The organism is Pseudothioclava alba (assembly GCF_033100795.1).
GTDB lineage: Bacteria > Pseudomonadota > Alphaproteobacteria > Rhodobacterales > Rhodobacteraceae > Pseudothioclava.
The window spans coordinates 326585-343657 of the sequence record NZ_JAWLVI010000001.1; the positions used below are offsets into that span (position 1 = coordinate 326585).

The following is a 17073-nucleotide window of genomic DNA, read 5'->3' on the forward strand; positions in this document are numbered from 1 at the left end:
CCGCCCGAGGGGCGCTATACTGCGTGGAAAAGCAAAGGGCAGGGCATGAGGCGCATCGGAGTTTTGCACGCAATCGGGGCGGCGGTCGGGTTGTGGCTGGGGGCTGCGCAGGCGCAGGATCTGTCGGCGCTGGCCTATCTGGACGCGGGGCAAAGTCATATCGCGGAAACGGGCGGGCAGACGGAACTGAGCCTGAGCCTCACGCAGCCCGTGCCTTACCGCGCTTTCCTTCTGGATCAGCCGCCGCGCCTGGTAATGGACTTCCGCGAGGTGGATTTCTCGCGCGCGGCACCGCAGGATTTGCTGGGCGAAGGTCTGGTGCAGGATTTGCGGTGGGGGGCGTTTCGGCCCGGCTGGTCGCGGCTTGTGGCAGAGCTTTCGGGGCCAGCGATGATCGTTGAAACCGTCGAGTTGACCGAAGGGATGGACGGGGCTGCGCAGATTAATATTGCCTTGCAGCCAGTTGATAATAAAGAATTCAAGGCGCATTCTGGTGTGCCGGAGTCGGCGCTTTGGGATTTGCCGCAACCGGCGGCGGTCGAGCCGCCGAAGACCCGCCAGACAGGCGAAGGGCCGCTCCTGGTGGTGCTTGATCCGGGCCACGGCGGTATTGATCCGGGGGCCGAGGTAGAAGGGCGCCAAGAGGCGGTTCTGGTTCTGGGCTTCGCCCGCGAGCTGCGCGATACGCTCCGCCGTGCGGGCATCCGTGTGCTGATGACGCGCGAGGAAAACGTCTTTGTGCCGCTGGAGACGCGGATCACGGTCGCGCGTGCCTCGGGGGCGGATCTGTTTTTGTCGCTCCATGCCGATACGGTGCCTGAAACCAATGTGACGGGTGCGACGATCTATCTGCTCGATCAAGAGGCCAGCGATGCGGCGTCGCAAAAGCTGGCCGAGCGGCATGATCGGGCGGATTTGCTGGCAGGGGTCGATCTGTCGGGGCATGACGACGAGGTCGCGACGATCCTGATGGAGCTAGCCCGCGCTGAGACCCGTCCGCGCAGCCTGCGTCTGGCGCAAACCCTTGCGGGCGCGATGAAAACCGACGGCATCAAAATGCACCGCCATGCGATTCAGGCGGCGGATTTCTCGGTGCTGAAATCGCCGGATTTCCCTTCGGCGCTGCTGGAACTGGGCTTTATGTCCTCGGCTGCGGATCGCGCGCGGCTTCTGGATGCGGAGTGGCGCGCGCGGATGGCGGCGGCAATCCTGCGCGGGATCGAAACCTGGGCGCAGGCGGATGCCGCCGAGGCGCGTTTGTTGCGCCAATAGGGCAGGTTCTCGCCAAAGTGAGGCGGAGTTGTTTTGACCCGCCCGCGCGCGCGCGTTATAGCAGCCCTCAAATGGGGCGCGCTGCCCCGTGCTCGGGGGTTTATAGTGGTTCGGTTCCTTCTGTCTTCAATCGGCGGCCTGTTTTCGTGGCTGGTCACTGCGGCGTTCTTTGGGGCCGTGGTGGTGGGCGCGATTTTCTGGATGTATTCGCGCAACCTGCCGAGCCATGAACAGCTGTCGCAATACACCCCCAAGACGATCTCGCGCATCTATAATGGCGAGGGGCGCCTGATCGACGAATTCGCCTCGGAACGGCGCCTGTTCGTGCCGATCGACGAGATTCCCGATGTGGTGAAGGGGGCTTTTGTTTCGGCAGAGGACCAGAACTTCTATTTCCACAAGGGCTATGACGCGCGCGGCATGATTGGTGCGCTGAAGGATGCGGTGCTTTCGCGCGGCAGCAATGTGCGCGGCGCCTCGACGATCACGCAGCAGGTGATGAAGAACTTTCTGCTGTCCTCGGATCGTTCGGTCGAGCGCAAGATCAAGGAACTGATCCTGGCCGCCCGCGTTGAAGAGGCTCTGCCGAAAGACCGTATTCTGGAGCTTTACCTGAACGAGATTTACCTCGGGCAGAACTCGTATGGGGTGGCCGCCGCCGCGCAGACCTATTTCAACAAAACCCTGTCCGAGCTTGAATACGGCGAGGCGGCCTATCTGGCCGCGCTGCCGAAAAAGCCCGCCGCCCTTCATCCGGTGCGCGACTACGAGACCGCGCGCCTGCGCCGCAACTATGTGCTGCGCCGGATGTTCGAGGATGAGCGCATCGACGAGGCCACGATGAAGGCCGAGCAGGAGAAGCCGCTCCGCACCGTGCAAAACGGCGATTATGCACCCTTCCGCGAGCAGCTTCCGCCGCGCGACTATTTCACCGATGAAATCCGTCGCCAATTGTCGCGCACCTTTGGCGAGGATGAATTTTTCGGCGGCGGCCTGACGATCCGCGCGACCGTTGATCCCGCGATGCAGGCGCAGGCGGGTGACGCGCTGCGCGAGGCGCTGGAAAGCTATGACCGCGGGCGCGGTGTCTGGCGCGGAACCGGCGTGAAAATCGACGCGGATCGCCTTGGGTCCGAGGCCGACTGGCGCGCCGCGCTGGCCGAACTGCCCGATGACAAGGCGCCGCGCGATATTCCCGGCTGGCGTCCGGCGGTTGTCCTGAAACTGGGCGAGCAGGATGCGCGTATCGGGATTGAGGGTATCGCCGAAGAGGGCAACGGTCATTGGGTGCCCGCGAAAGACGTGCAATGGGCGCGTAAACTTCTGGATAGCGGCAAGCTTGGGCCGAAGGCCAGGGTCGCGGCTGACCTGCTTGAGGTCGGTGACGTGGTGCTGGTGCGCGCGATGACTTCGGATGCGGACGGCTCGTTCGTGCGCTGGACGCTGCGCCAAATCCCCGAGGTCGAAGGCGCCTTTATGGCGATGGACGTGAACACCGGCCGCGTGATCGCGATGCAGGGCGGATTCTCGTATCAGGCGACGGTCTATAACCGCGCGACGCAGGCGATGCGCCAGCCCGGTTCGTCGTTCAAGCCGTTTGTCTATGCGGCGGCGATGGATTCGGGGTTCAGCCCCGCGACGATTGTCGTGGACGCGCCGATCGAGATCGACACGCCGCAGGGGCTGTGGCGACCCAAGAACGCCTCGAACAAGTTTTACGGCCCGACGCCTGTGCGCACCGGGATCGAGCAATCGCGGAACCTGATGACGATCCGTATCGCGCAGGAAATCGGCATGGAGACCGTCGCGGGCTATGCGGAGCGCTTTGGCGTCTACAACCCGATGAAGCCGTTTCTGGCCAACGCGCTTGGTGCGCAGGAAACCACCATGTTCAAGATGGTCGCTGCCTATGCGATGTTCGCCAATGGCGGCGAGCGGGTCGAGCCTACGCTGGTTGACCGCGTGCAGGACCGCTATGGACGCACGATCTACCGCCACGACCAGCGCAGTTGCGAAACCTGCGCCGAGCCGAAGCTGCCGGACGGGCAGGGGCCGCGCATCGCCTCGAACCGCGAGCGTGTGATGGATGCGATCACCGCTTACCAGCTCACCTCGATGATGGAAGGCGTGGTCAAGCGTGGCTCGGGCAAGGGGGTGAACCTGCCGGTGCCGGTGGCGGGCAAGACCGGCACCACGAACGACGCGAAAGACGTCTGGTTCATCGGCTATACCTCGAACATCGTGGCGGGCTGCTACATGGGCTTTGATAACCCGCGCGGGCTGGGAGCGGGCGCTTATGGCGGGACGCTATGCGTGCCGGTGTTCAACGCCTTCATGAAGGAAGCGGTCAAGAAATTCGGTGGCTCCAGCTTCCGCGTGCCGCCGGGTGGCCACTGGGTCAAGATCAACCGCTTTAGCGGCGAGCATCTGCCCGAGGATGCCGAGGGCGATCACGTCGTCGTCGAATATCTGCGCGACGATCAGGAAATGGCCGGCATCGGCATCGTGATCGACGGTGGTTTTGCGATGGGGTCGAACCTGCCGCTGTTTGCGCAAGGCGAAACCGACGATCCGGGTCAGCAGATCACCACCTCGACGGGGCAGGTGAAGGTGATCCCGAAGAAGGCCGATTTCGGCACGCTCACCTCGGGCGGGCTTTATTAAGCACCTGTCTCGTGGCTTGCGGGACGGGGCGCTTTCTCGTATCACGCGGGCCAGCACTATTTTAAGGAAGTCCCATGCGCGCCGAGATGCAAAACATCGTTGAGCAGATCAAGAAATCCCTGACCCTTCTGGGGCAGCGGATGGACCTTGAGACCGCGCCTCACCGGATCGAGGAATTCAACGCGATGATCGAGGACCCGACGCTGTGGGACGATCAGGCGCGGGCGCAAAAGCTGATGCGTGAGCGTCAGACCTTGATGGATAAATACGAGACCTACCAGCGCATCTCGCGCGATCTGACCGACAATGTCGAGCTGATCGAACTGGGCGAGATGGAGGAAGACCCCGAGATCGTGAAAGAGGCCGAAACCTCGCTCAAGGCGCTGCGCGAGGACGCGGCGGCCAAAGAGCTTGAGGCGCTTCTGGATGGCGAGGCGGACGGCAACGATACCTATCTCGAAATTCACTCGGGCGCGGGTGGCACGGAAAGCTGTGACTGGGCCTCGATCCTCGCGCGTATGTATGTGCGTTGGGCCGAGAAGAAGGGCTACTCGGTCGAGCTTGAGGCCGAGACCGCGGGCGAAGAAGCGGGTATCAAATCCGCGACCTACAAGATCACTGGCCCCAATGCCTATGGCTGGCTGAAGTCGGAATCGGGTGTGCACCGCCTTGTGCGTATCTCGCCTTACGATTCGGCGGCGCGTCGGCATACCTCGTTCAGCTCGGTCTGGGTCTATCCGGTTGTGGACGACAATATCGAGATCGAGATCAACCCTTCCGACATCCGCATCGACACCTATCGGTCTTCGGGTGCGGGTGGTCAGCACGTCAACACCACTGACTCGGCGGTGCGGATTACCCACTTGCCGACGAATATCGTCGTGACCTCGTCGATGAAGTCGCAGCACCAGAACCGCGAAATCGCGATGAATGCGCTGAAATCGCGCCTTTACCAGATGGAGCTGGAGCGGCGCAACGCGGCGATCAACGAAGCCCATGAAAACAAGGGCGAGGCGGGTTGGGGCAACCAGATCCGCTCCTATGTTCTGCAGCCCTACCAGATGGTGAAAGACCTGCGCACGGGGTTTGAAACCTCGGACACCCAAGGGGTTCTGGACGGCGATCTTGACGGGCTGATGGCGGCGACCTTGGCGATGGGGGTTGATGGAAAATCCCGCGCCGACGCGCAGGGGCAGGACTAATAGCAATGGCGGCGCGGGTCTATATCACCGGCGCCGCAGGATCGGGGTGCTCGACCCTTGGTCGTGCTCTGGCCGAGGCACGCGGCCTTGCACATCTTGATATTGATGATTTCTACTGGCGTCCGTCCGAGCCGCCCTTCACCGACAAACACCCGCCTGCCGAGCGCGTTGCGATGATCGCAACGGCGCAGGCCAGCCATCCCGAAGGCTGGGTTCTGTCCGGCTCTGCCGATGGCTGGGGCGATACGATCCTTGGCGATCTCGATCTGATTGTGTTTCTTTCGATGCCTGCGGGGCTGCGCCTCGCACGGCTGCGCAGGCGCGAGGCTGCACGCTTTGGCGACCGGATCAAGCCGGGTGGGGACATGGTGCAGATCCATCAAAAGTTTCTGAAATGGGCGGCCTCTTATGACGATCCTTATTTCTCGGGGCGCTCGTGGCAGCGGCACCAAAGCTGGCTGGCGGGCCAGGAGGCGCCGGTGCTGCGCCTGAATACCGCCCTGCCGATGGTGTCTTTGTTGGACGAAGTTCTGGAGCAATTTTAACCTCTTATCTGGCGCAGTTGATGCTGCGCGCGCATTGCTGCTGCGCGGCTAGAGATTTTCTTGCAAGGCCCGCGCCCCCCGCGCATTCTGGCACAGCAGAGACTGCGCAGGGATCGTGAAGGGCAACGCCTTGGGAGGGCGCCCCTTCGGGAGAGCGGCCCCAACGCAGGTCTGCGCTTATACAGGTGATGCTTGGGAGGGTATCATGGGCGAAGCAGTCAATCGGTCGGCCGAGCCGTCCGAGCTGCCTAGAATCAAGGATATGAAGATTGGTTCGGTCCCCGAGGTCTTGCGGGCGGGCTTGCGTGATTTCATGCGCGCGCCAGCCTTCGGGATTTTCTTTTCGGGCTTCTATGTCTTTGGCGGGATTGTGCTTTGGGCGGTGTTTTCGTCGCGGGGCGAGGAATGGTGGTTGTTCCCCTTTATCCTCGGGTTTCCGCTGCTTGCGCCCTTTGCCGCGATCGGTCTTTACGAGGTGTCGCGCAGGCTTGAGGCGGGGGAACCCCTGATGTGGCGCGAGGTCATCGCCTGCTGCATGGCGCAAAAAGACCGGCAGTTGCCCTCGATGGCAATGGTGATCTTGCTGATGTTCATGTTCTGGGTCTTTGTCGCGCATACGACTTTTGCGCTGTTCATGGGGACGCAGGCGCTGACCAATATCTCGAACTCGTTTGAGACGTTGCTGATGCCGAACGGGTTTGTGATGCTGGCGGTTGGCTCGGCGATCGGGGGGCTGTTCGCGGTGGTTCTGTTCAGCTTTACCGTCGTTGGCCTGCCGCTTTTGCTGGACCGCGAGGTCGATTTCATCTCGGCGATTATTACCTCGGTGCAGGCGGTTCTGGCCAATCCGGCCTCGATGCTGATCTGGGCAGCGACGATTGCGGGGCTGTTGTTTTTGGGGATGGTGCCGCTGTTTCTGGGGCTGTTCGTGGTGTTGCCGCTGCTGGGACATGCGAGCTGGCATATGTATCGCGCGCTGACGGAATAACCTGTTGCGCAACGAAAAAGGCGGCCCCGAGGGACCGCCTTTTATTCAGTATCCGTCAACTCAGGCGTTGTCGGCGGCAGGTGCGGGGGCGGGGATGCGCGGAGCACCGGCGCCGCCAAGCGGGTCTTCCTGACGCTGCACCGAGCCCTCGAAATGGGCGCCCGATTCAATCGCGATGGTCTTGTGCACGATGTCGCCTTCGACACGAGCGGTCGAGGTGAGGCGGACCTTGAGACCGCGCACGCGACCGATCACACGGCCGTTGACCACCACGTCATCGGCGATGATCTCGCCCTTGATGGTCGCGGTCTCACCTACCGTCAGCAGATGCGCGCGAATGTCGCCCTCGAGCGTGCCTTCGATCTGCACATCGCCCGTGGTCTTGATGTTGCCTGTGACCGTCAGATCGGCGGACAGGACAGAGGCCGGAGCCTTGGAACGCGAAGTGCTTGCGAAATCCGATCCGGGGCGCGGCACCAGAGGAGCCTTCGCGTCGGTCGAGGTGTCTTTGGAGTCCTGAGCGGCTTTCGGGCCGGGTTCGTGGATTTTGCTCTTAGAAAACATCTTTTCCAGCCTTGATGAACTTCATCGGGTTTATCGGGGTATCGCCCATGCGGATCTCATAGTGAAGATGAGGTCCGGTCGAGCGGCCGGTGTTCCCCATATCACCGATCCTTTCCCCGCGCGAGACTTTTTGACCCGCCTTCACGCGGAATCGAGAAAGGTGGCCGTAAACCGTCTTGATCCCGTATTGGTGCTGGATCTTGATGACATTGCCATAGCCCGATTCACGCCCCGCCTTGATGACGACGCCATCGGCGGGCGCATAGATCGGCGTGCCGACAGGGCCAGCCATATCGGCGCCCGCGTGCAGCCGTCCCCAGCGATGCCCGAAGGGCGAGGTAAAGCGAAAGGTTCCTGCCTTGACCGGCAGGGCAAAAGGCAGCTTGTCGACCGCGATGCGGTACATGTTCATTTCGTCGAGCCGGTCGAGAATGCCTGCCGCGCGTTCGGTATCGAGCTCTGCGCCTTTCGACGACAGGGAGACGCGCGAAAGCGGACCGCCGGTTCCGGCATAACCGCGGCGAATTTGGGAAATGATGTCGTCGGGGCTCATACCGGCGTTGCGGAACATCTTGTCCAGCGGCTCCATCGACACTTTCACCGCGCCCTCAAGCGTCGAGAAAATCTCGTCGTTGCGCTCTTCGAGGAGGCGTTTTTCCAGCGCGATTTCTTCGGCCTCAAGTCGTGCCGTATCCGCGTCTTTGGCGGCGCTGTCGCGCTCTTTCGCGGTATTGCCAAGGGTGCTCGACAGAAGGGCAAGGGTCTGCTCCATCTCGTCGGCGCGTGCGGCAAGTGTCGGGCCAGAGGATTGCTGCCCGCCCGATGCAAGCCGTGCGGCTTCGGCGCGCGCGCTGTCGCGCTCGCCCATGGTGCGGCGCAGGGTGGTCTGGATCACGTCGATACCGGTTTCCAGCTCGCGGCGGCGCTCTTCCGAGTTCAGAAGCTGCGACTGCATCTGCGAGACCTGTTCCAGCGCGGTCTTGAAGCGCGCCTGTGCCTCGAGCGCCTCGGTCGTGCGCTGGTCGCGCTCTTTTGACAGCGCATCAAGGCGCGCCTCGAAGGCGGCGGTTGCGACGATCGCCTCGTTCTGGCTGCCGGCAGAAAGCCCCGAGATAAACAGCAGCGCGGTAGCGATCATCGACCAGGTGAACACGATCCCGCCCGTGGCCAATAGCCCCGCTTGTGTCAGCGGCTGCAGGCGGATGAACCGCGTCGCGTCGTCAGACTTCATGAACAGACGCTGCTCGGGGAGCCAGCGTTCGAGGCTCAGGTTCAGGCGGTTGATAACGCGTCTAGGCAAACGGTTCTTCCTGTCTTCGGGTCGTCCGTGTGGGCCGGTTGATCCGCAGGCAAGCTGCGGCGGTCCCAGAACTGGTAGAAAGGCTTTAGCAACCGCGCGCGCAGGGACGCAACCGAAAATGCCCCTGCCTGGTCAAGGCAAGGGCATGATCTCGTTGGGAAATGGGCGGGTATTTGCCGATCTGGCGCTTAGGCCAGATCGCGCGCGGCCTGCAAGACCTCGTCGGCGTGGCCCTTGACCTTCACCTTCGGCCAGAGGCGGGCAACCGCTCCGGTGCTGTCGATCAGCACCGTCGTGCGCTCGATCCCCATGTAGGTGCGCCCGTAATTCTGCTTCTCGCCCCATGTGCCGTAGCGCTCGCAGGTGTCGGCATCGGCATCCGAGACGAGCGTGATCCCCAGCCCGTGCTTGGTGCAGAACTTGTCATGGCGGGCCAGCGTATCTTTGGAAATTCCGATGACATGGGTTCCGGTGGCGGCGAATTCGGCGGCCAGACGGGTAAAATCCAGCGCTTCGGTCGTGCAGCCGGGTGTGTCGTCCTTGGGGTAGAAATACAAAACCACCTTTGCGGGGCGCAGCGACGACAGGGTCAGCACACCCTGCGTCGCGGCGGGGCCGGTGGCGGGCAGGGTGAACTCGGGCGCGGTTTCGCCGATTGCGATCATTTCTGGCTCCTTCTCTCTTGCCTGGACCCTATAAGTAATTCACCATATTGGCGAATAAAGGGGCGAAGGGAAAACTTCGCCAAGGCCGGGGTAGGATGTCCGACGAAACCGAGCGCAGCCCGCAAGAGGACGGGTCCGAGGCCAAGGCGCCCGTTGCCCGCCCGCGTCCGGCGGGGCGGCACCTTGGGTTGTGGATGCTCCTCAGTCTGCCTCTGGTCGTTGTTTTCATAGTGTTTCTTGGTCTCGCGGTCACGCATCGGGCGCTGGCCTTGCCCGAAGGGCTGGTCTCGCGGGTCGAGGATCGCGCGAACGAGGCGCTGGAAGGCAAGCTGCGCATTGCGATGACGGGTGGGGCAGATGTGATCGTCGATGAGGGGATCAAACCCCGCGTCCGCTTTCATGAGGTGCTGTTCACGCGCCCCGATGGCACCCCGATCGCGCGTCTGCCCGAGCTGCGTGCGACGCTTTGGGCGCAACCCCTTTTGCGCGGCAAGCTGCAGGCGCGCTCGTTCCGTATCCGCGGTGGCGAGCTGGCTCTCCAGCGTCTGCCGGACGGGCGGCTTGATCTTGATATTGGTCTGGGGGACGCGCGCACCGTCGCCCCTGAAAGCCCGAGCGCTGCCTTGGAGGCGGTCGAAGACGTTCTGCGCACCGCCGGTTTTGCCGCGCTCGAGCAGGTGCTGGCCGAGGATGTGCAGATCCGCCTTGTCGATCAGCGGATCGACAAGGTCTGGACCGTGCGCGATGGTCTGCTGTGGTTGACGCAAAGCCCGGAGGCGATCTCGCTGTCGCTGGGGTTCGGGATCGGCGGCGAGGGGGATACACCTGCGCGGGTGGACCTGAGCGCTAGCACGCAGAAGAACAGCCTCGCGGCGAGCTTCTCCGCGCGCGTCAGCAATGTGCGTTCGGGCGATCTTGCGGTGCAATCGCCCGCGCTGGCCGCGCTTCAGGTGATTGATGCGCCGATTTCGGGGGCGCTGCGCTCGGGGCTGGATACGAAGGGCGAGTTCGGCACGCTGAACGCGGTTCTGGAAATCGGGCGCGGCGTGGTGCGGCCTGCGCCCGACAGGGGCTCTGTCGCGATGAACGGGGGCAAGGTCTATCTGGAATACCTGCCCGCCGAGGGGAGGGTCTCCTTCTCGGAGCTGAGTTTCGACAGCCGCGCCATGCGCTTGCAGGCGAACGGGCAGGCGCTTTTGCGTGATCTCGAACGGGGGCTGCCCAAGTCGCTTCTGGCGCAGGTCCAGATCAAGGAGTTGCAGCTTGACCCCGAAGGGCTGTTTCAGGAGCCTGCGGTGTTTACCTCGGGGGCGGCGGATGTGCGGCTCCGGCTTGATCCGTTCACGCTTGATGTCGGGCAGTTGCAGCTTCAGGCCGAGGCCACGCGGCTAAGCGCCAGGGGGCAGGCGCGTGTTGCGCCTGAGGGCTGGAATGTGCGGATGGACGCCGCGATCAACGAGATCGGATCAGAGCACCTGTTGCGGCTTTGGCCGACGGGTCTGGTGCCCGACACGCGCGACTGGGTGGCCGAAAACGTCGCGACGGGGGCTTTGCATAATGTGACCTCGGCGCTGCGCCTCTTGCCGGGGCAGGAACCGCGTCTGGCGCTGAATTATGAATTTCGAGGCGCCGAGGTGCGCATCCTCAACACTTTGCCGAACGTGCGGCAGGGGCGGGGATTTGCCTCGATCGTGGGGGCGCGCCACGGGCTGATGGTGGAAGAGGGCCATGTGATTGCGCCGTCTGGCGGCATGGTCGAGGTGGCCGATACGGTTCTGGTCGTGCCTGATGTGCGCATCAAGCCCGCGCCTGCGGTGGTCCGGTTGCGCACCCGCTCGCCGATCCCCGCTGCGTTGTCGCTGCTCGATCAGCCGCCCTTCGAGTTTCTGAGCAAGGCCAACCGCCCGACTAACCTCGCGCAAGGCTGGGCCGATGCCCATACCGAGTTGCGGTTCGATCTGAAACCGAAGATCGAGGCCGGGGAGGTCGGGTTCAAGGTCGATGCGCGGCTGACCGACGTGACCTCGGAGAGTGTGGTGCCGGGGCGGGTTCTGGCTGCGCCCGAACTGATGCTGGCGGCGGACCGGAACGGGCTTGCGCTGTCAGGCGAGGGCACGCTTTCCGAGGTGCCGTTCAAGGCACGCTGGCAACAATCCTTCGCCAAGGAAGAAAAGGGAAAATCCTACGTCAACGGGCAGATCCGGCTCGATCAGGCGGCGCTGGACACGTTTGATATTCGCTTGCCGAAGGGCGCATTTTCGGGGGCCGGTTGGGCCGATCTGGAGCTGGATCTGATCGAGGGCAAGGAGACTGCTTACCGCCTGAACAGCAATCTTGCGGGGATCGGGTTGCGCGTGCCGCAGATCGGTTGGTCGCTTGGCGAGGCGCGAGAGGCATCGCTCTCGATGGCGGGGCATCTGGGCGAACCGGCGTCGGTCGAGGCGATGACGCTCGAGGCGCCGGGGTTGACGGCCGAAGGCTCGGTCAGCCTGCACAAAGATGGCGGGCTGGAGCGCGCGCGCTTTGGCAAGCTGGTTATCTCGAACTGGTTTAACGGCAGCGCCGATCTGATCGGGCACGGCGCGGCAGATCCCGATGTTGCGGTGACGGGCGGCGTCTTCGATCTGCGCCGCTATCCCGACACCGGATCAGGAGGCGGACGGTCGGGGGGCAGCCGGATTTCGGTGGCGCTTGATCGGGTGCAGGTATCCGATTCCCTCGCGCTGACCAAAGTGCGCGGCGATCTGAGCACGCGCGGCGGGCTGAATGGCAACTTCTCGGGGCATTTGAACGGGACGGCTGCGCTGACCGGAACTTTGGCACCCGCCAAGAACGGGCGCACGGCGGTGCGGGTTCTGTCCGATGATGCGGGCAAGGTGTTGGCGGCCTCGGGGGTATTCGAGCGCGCGCGCGGTGGCACGATGGATATGACGCTGATCCCCGAGGCAACCGCGACCTATGACGGATCGGTTGCGATCAAGAATATGCGGGTTAGTAACGCGCCGGTGCTGGCCTCGCTTCTGTCTGCTGCCTCGGTGATCGGGCTTTTGCAGCAATTGAACGGCGAGGGTATTCTGTTCTCGGATGTCGACGGCCGCTTCCGCTTGACCCCGCAAGGGGTGAGCGTCACAAGGGGCGAGGCTGTCGGCGCCTCGATGGGGGTGACGCTGACAGGGAATTACTATCCCGATAGCGGAAAGGTCGACATGCAGGGCGTGGTTTCCCCGTTCTACCTTGTAAACGGGATCGGGCAAATTTTCGCACGCAAGGGCGAAGGTTTGTTCGGGTTCAACTACTCATTGACCGGCACAAACGAAGCGCCGGTGGTTTCGGTCAACCCGTTCTCGATCCTGACGCCGGGGATGTTCCGCGACATCTTCCGGCGCGATCCGCCGGTGCTGGAGGCACAATGAAGCTTGAGGATTTCGACTTCGATCTGCCCGAGGGGCTGATCGCGACGCGGCCTGCGCGCCCGCGTGATCACGCACGGCTTTTGCTGGCCGAGGGCGGGCGGATCACGGACCTGCACGTTTACGATCTGGTCGATCTGTTCCGTCCGGGCGACCGGCTGGTGCTGAACAACACCAAGGTGATCCCCGCGCGGCTAAGCGGCACCCGCACGCGCCAGTCCGCGCAGGGCGAGGTGGTCGCAAAGGTAGAGGTGACGCTTCTGGAGCCTGCGCCGGGTGGCGAATGGGCGGCCTTGGCGAAACCTCTGCGCAAGGTGAAAGAGGGCGAGGAAATCCACTTTTCCGACCGGCTGTCGGCGCAGGTGCGCGCGGTTGCGGGCGGGCAGATGCGGATCGGTTTCAACCTGACGGGCGATGATTTCGACGCCGCGCTGGCCGAGGCAGGAGCGATGCCGCTGCCGCCCTATATCGCGGCGCAGCGCGCACCGGACGAGGCGGACAAGTCCGACTACCAAACGGTGTTTGCGCGCCATTCGGGCGCGGTTGCGGCCCCTACAGCCAGCCTTCACTTCACGCCGGAACTTCTTGAAAAGTTGCGACAAAAAGGCGTCGAGTTTACCGAGGTCACGCTCCATGTGGGCGCGGGCACCTTTCTGCCGGTCAAGGTCGTGGATGTCACCACCCACAAGATGCACGCCGAATGGGGCGAGGTCTCGGCCGAGGCCGCGGCCGAGATCGCTGCGACCAAAGCCGCGGGCGGGCGGATCATTCCGGTCGGCACCACCGCACTGCGCCTGATCGAAAGCGCGGCGAAAGGCGGGCAGATCGCGCCCTTCCTTGGCACCACCGATATTTTCATCTATCCCGGTTTCCGTTTTAACGTCGCTGACGCGCTGATGACGAATTTCCACCTGCCGAAATCGACGCTTCTGATGCTGGTCTCGGCCTTGATGGGGCAAGAGGTCATCCGGCAGATCTATGACCACGCAGTGCGGAACGGCTATCGCTTCTTTTCCTATGGCGATGCGTCGCTTCTGATCCCCGATAGTCGCAAATAACTCTGAACTCTGTCGCAGCAAGGGCTAGACGGGCTGTCTTGTCGCTGCAAAGGTATTTCGATGATTGATGTTCTGAAACAATCCTGGGCGCTTCTGCTTGGTATCCTTCTGCTGATGGTCGGCAACGGCATGCAGGGGACGCTTCTGGGTATTCGCGGCCAGATCGAAGGGATTCCGACCTTCCAGATGTCGGTGGTCATGTCCGCCTATTTCGCGGGCTTCCTGTTCGGCTCGCGGATGGTGCCGGGGCTGATCCGCAATGTCGGGCATGTGCGGGTCTTTGCGGCGCTTGGCTCGCTGATTTCCGCCGTGCTGATCCTTTATGCGACCGCGCCCAACTGGGTGGCGTGGACGGCGATGCGGGTGCTGATCGGGTTCTGTTTCTCGGGTGTTTATATCACCGCCGAAAGCTGGCTGAATGCGTCGTCCACGAATAAGACGCGCGGGCAGGCGCTCTCGGCCTATATGATCGTGCAGATGGTCGGGATCGTGGGGGCGCAGATGTTGCTGAACACGGCCGATCCGGCGGGCTATATGCTGTTCGTGATCCCCTCGGTTCTGGTGTCCATCGCCTTTACGCCGATCTTGCTGGCCGCGACCCCTGCGCCGCGCTTCGACGCGATCGAGCGGATGAGCTTTACCCGCCTCTTCAATGTCTCGCCGCTTGGCTGCGTCGGCATTTTCGTGATGGGCGGCGTGTTTTCGGCGCTGTTCGCGATGGCCTCGGTCTGGGGCACGAACGCAGGTCATACCGTGCGCGAGATTTCGTCTTTCGTCGCCGCGATCTATGTTGGCGGCCTGTTCGCGCAATACCCGATCGGCTGGCTCTCGGACCGGATGGACCGGCGCAAGCTGATTCTGGCTCTTTCGATCATCGGCGGGGTTGCGATGATGGGGGTGTTCCTGACCGATCCGCCCTTTGTCGTGCTGCTGATCGGCGGAGCGATTATTGGCGGCGTTGCGAACCCGCTTTATTCACTGCTGCTGGCCTATACCAATGACTTCCTCGACCTGTCGGATATGCCTGCGGCCTCGGCGGGGTTGATGTTCATCAACGGGGTCGGCGCGATTACCGGCCCGATTGTGACCGGCTGGTTGATGGCTTGGATCGGGCCGAACGGCTATTTCCTGTATCTTGCGGTTCTGTGCATCGGGCTGGCGGGCTATGCGGTCTGGCGTATGTCGCGCCGCCCGGCGATGGCGGTCGAGGATATGGGCGGGTTCGCCGTGCTTTCGCCCACCGCGACGCCGGTCGCCGTGGAGGCAGCGCTTGAGGTTGCCTATGAAGAGATGGAAGAGGCGCAGGCCGACACTTCAGCGGATTGATTGAAATCGGACCGCTCCGGACCTATGGTTAAGATATTGACTGGGTCAGGAGGGGACAGATGGACAGAATCTCCCCGGTATTGAGTTTCTGGCTGGACGAGGTCGGGCCGCAGGGCTGGTATCGTGTCGACCCCGAGCTGGACGTGCTTATCAGAACCCGCTTCGGCGGGCTTTGGCGTGGCGGATGCGCGAGCGGTTTGCCCGGTTGGGCCGGATCGGCAGAAGGGGCGCTTGCTCGGATTATCGTCTTCGACCAGTTTCCAAGGAATATGTTTCGCGGCTCGGGCGAGAGCTTTGCCTCGGATGCGCTGGCGCTTGCGGGCGCGGTCGATGCGATCGGGCGCGGGTTCGACCAGTCCGTCAACGGCCCGATGCGCCAGTTCTTTTATCTGCCATTCATGCATTCAGAAGACCTCGAGATGCAGGACCGCGGGATCGGGCTTTTCGCCAAATTCATGCCCGGCGAAAACGAACGCCATGCTCGCGCACATCGTTGGGTGATTGCCGAGTTCGGGCGGTTTCCGTGGCGGAATCAAGACCTTGGACGGGTGTCTACCGCTGCGGAAGAGGCATTTCTGGCACAGGGTGGATATGCTTTCGCGGTTAGAAATAACTGAGGCATTGATGCACGCAGAAAAATAGTTTAATGGCAAACTAGTTTTCAAACGGAGGAAGTAGAATGGCTGCCCAAAGCTTCGACATGATTGTGATCGGTGCCGGTCCCGGCGGCTATGTTGCTGCAATCCGTGGCGCGCAGCTTGGCCTGAAGGTCGCGATCGTCGAACGCGAGCATCTGGGGGGCATCTGCCTCAACTGGGGCTGCATCCCGACGAAGGCGCTTCTGCGCTCGGCCGAGGTGTTCCACCTGATGCACCGCGCCAAGGAATTCGGCCTCTCGGCGGACAAGATCGGCTATGATCTGGACGCGGTCGTGCAACGCTCGCGCGGGGTAGCGAAACAGCTTTCGGGCGGCATCGGCCATCTGATGAAAAAGAACAAAGTGACCGTGTTTATGGGCGAGGCGACGCTGCCCGCCAAAGACAAGGTTTCGGTCAAGACCGACAAGGGCGTCGAAGAGCTGACCGCAAAAGCCATCGTTCTGGCAACCGGCGCGCGCGCGCGCACCCTGCCGGGGCTGGAGGCTGACGGCGATCTGGTCTGGACCTATAAGCACGCGCTGCAACCCGTTCGGATGCCGAAGAAGCTTTTGGTCATCGGCTCGGGCGCTATCGGCATTGAATTCGCCAGCTTCTACAACACGCTTGGCGCCGACACGACGGTCGTCGAGGTGATGGACCGCGTGCTGCCCGTCGAGGACGCCGAGATTTCGGGCTTTGCGAAAAAGCAGTTCGAAAAGCAGGGCATGAAGATCCGCGAAAAGACCACCGTGACCAAGCTGGACCGCTCAAAAGGCAAGGTCGTCGCGCATCTGGAAAAAGACGGCAAGACCGAGACGATGGAATTCGACACGGTTATTTCGGCGGTCGGCATTGTCGGTAACGTCGAAGGGCTGGGGCTTGAGGCGCTTGGCGTCAAGATCGACCGCACCCATGTCGTTGTGGATGAATTCTGCCGCACCGGCGTCGAGGGGCTGTATGCGATTGGCGACATCGCGGGCGCACCGTGGCTTGCCCACAAAGCCAGCCATGAAGGCGTGATGGTGGCCGAGGTGATCGCGGGCAAGCACGCGCACCCGATCAAGCCCGGCTCGATTGCAGGCTGCACCTATTGCCATCCGCAGGTGGCCTCGGTCGGCATGACCGAAGCCAAGGCGAAAGAGGCGGGTTACGAGGTCAAGGTCGGCCGATTCCCCTTCATCGGCAACGGCAAGGCGATTGCCTTGGGTGAGGCCGAAGGCATGGTGAAAACCGTGTTCGACGCGAAAACGGGCGAACTGCTTGGCGCGCATATGGTGGGCGCCGAAGTGACCGAGATGATCCAGGGCTATGTGATCGGTCGGACGCTGGAAACCACCGAAGAAGAGCTGATGAACACCGTCTTCCCGCACCCGACTCTGTCGGAAATGATGCATGAATCGGTGCTGAACGCCTATGGCCGCGCACTTCACATTTGATCGGT

13 protein-coding genes are annotated in these 17073 nt (G+C 62.7%); 10 read left to right on the plus strand and 3 right to left on the minus strand.

The features are described 5' to 3' along the window. Positions 1-45 precede the first annotated feature (45 nt). The 5 genes from RYZ20_RS01610 (at position 46) to RYZ20_RS01630 (ending at position 6671) form a co-directional block, all read left to right on the plus strand. Positions 46-1272 carry an N-acetylmuramoyl-L-alanine amidase gene (locus RYZ20_RS01610; RefSeq protein ID WP_317670126.1) on the plus strand — a complete coding sequence of 409 codons (1227 nt, stop codon included), beginning with the start codon at positions 46-48 and terminating at the stop codon, positions 1270-1272. A 105-nt stretch (positions 1273-1377) separates the two neighbouring features. Next, complete coding sequence (locus RYZ20_RS01615) at positions 1378-3936, plus strand: penicillin-binding protein 1A (protein WP_317670127.1); 2559 nt, start codon at positions 1378-1380, stop codon at positions 3934-3936. 74 nt (positions 3937-4010) lie between these two features. Next, positions 4011-5138: a peptide chain release factor 2 gene (prfB, locus tag RYZ20_RS01620; RefSeq protein WP_317670128.1), complete on the plus strand. Its 1128-nt coding sequence runs from the start codon at positions 4011-4013 to the stop codon at positions 5136-5138. A 5-nt stretch (positions 5139-5143) separates the two neighbouring features. Continuing rightward, positions 5144-5683, plus strand: coding sequence for a P-loop NTPase family protein (locus RYZ20_RS01625; protein WP_317670129.1), 540 nt, complete (start codon positions 5144-5146; stop codon positions 5681-5683). A 205-nt stretch (positions 5684-5888) separates the two neighbouring features. After that, the gene (locus RYZ20_RS01630) at positions 5889-6671 is read left to right on the plus strand and encodes a DUF2189 domain-containing protein (RefSeq protein WP_317670130.1); all 783 of its coding nucleotides are present in this window, start codon (positions 5889-5891) and stop codon (positions 6669-6671) included. A 60-nt stretch (positions 6672-6731) separates the two neighbouring features. Here RYZ20_RS01630 and RYZ20_RS01635 read toward each other — a convergent pair whose 3' ends face one another. From RYZ20_RS01635 to RYZ20_RS01645, 3 genes are all read right to left on the minus strand, one after another. After that, positions 6732-7235: a bactofilin family protein gene (locus RYZ20_RS01635; RefSeq protein WP_317670131.1), complete on the minus strand. Its 504-nt coding sequence runs from the start codon at positions 7233-7235 to the stop codon at positions 6732-6734. Next, positions 7225-8535, minus strand: coding sequence for a DUF5930 domain-containing protein (locus RYZ20_RS01640; RefSeq protein ID WP_317670132.1), 1311 nt, complete (start codon positions 8533-8535; stop codon positions 7225-7227). The genes RYZ20_RS01635 and RYZ20_RS01640 overlap by 11 nt, the downstream gene beginning before the upstream one ends. Before the next feature lie 188 nt (positions 8536-8723). Next, a complete protein-coding gene (locus tag RYZ20_RS01645) occupies positions 8724-9200 on the minus strand; it encodes a peroxiredoxin (RefSeq protein WP_317670133.1) in 477 nt (158 codons plus the stop codon). A gap of 95 nt (positions 9201-9295) precedes the next feature. Here RYZ20_RS01645 and RYZ20_RS01650 point away from each other — a divergent pair, with 95 nt between their 5' ends. The 5 genes from RYZ20_RS01650 to lpdA all read left to right on the plus strand — a co-directional run bounded on the left by RYZ20_RS01650 (position 9296) and on the right by lpdA (position 17068). Next, positions 9296-12613: an AsmA-like C-terminal region-containing protein gene (locus RYZ20_RS01650; RefSeq protein ID WP_317670134.1), complete on the plus strand. Its 3318-nt coding sequence runs from the start codon at positions 9296-9298 to the stop codon at positions 12611-12613. Continuing rightward, on the plus strand, positions 12610-13668 hold the full coding sequence (gene queA / locus RYZ20_RS01655; RefSeq protein ID WP_317670135.1) for a tRNA preQ1(34) S-adenosylmethionine ribosyltransferase-isomerase QueA: 1059 nt from the start codon (positions 12610-12612) through the stop codon (positions 13666-13668). Before RYZ20_RS01650 ends, queA begins: the two co-directional genes overlap by 4 nt. Before the next feature lie 60 nt (positions 13669-13728). Beyond that, entirely contained in the window at positions 13729-14994 is a 1266-nt protein-coding gene (locus tag RYZ20_RS01660) for an MFS transporter (RefSeq protein WP_317670136.1), read from the plus strand. 59 nt (positions 14995-15053) lie between these two features. Continuing rightward, positions 15054-15611: a DUF924 family protein gene (locus RYZ20_RS01665; RefSeq protein WP_317670137.1), complete on the plus strand. Its 558-nt coding sequence runs from the start codon at positions 15054-15056 to the stop codon at positions 15609-15611. Positions 15612-15673: 62 nt separating this feature from the next. After that, positions 15674-17068: a dihydrolipoyl dehydrogenase gene (gene lpdA / locus RYZ20_RS01670; RefSeq protein WP_317670138.1), complete on the plus strand. Its 1395-nt coding sequence runs from the start codon at positions 15674-15676 to the stop codon at positions 17066-17068. Positions 17069-17073: the final 5 nt, after the last annotated feature.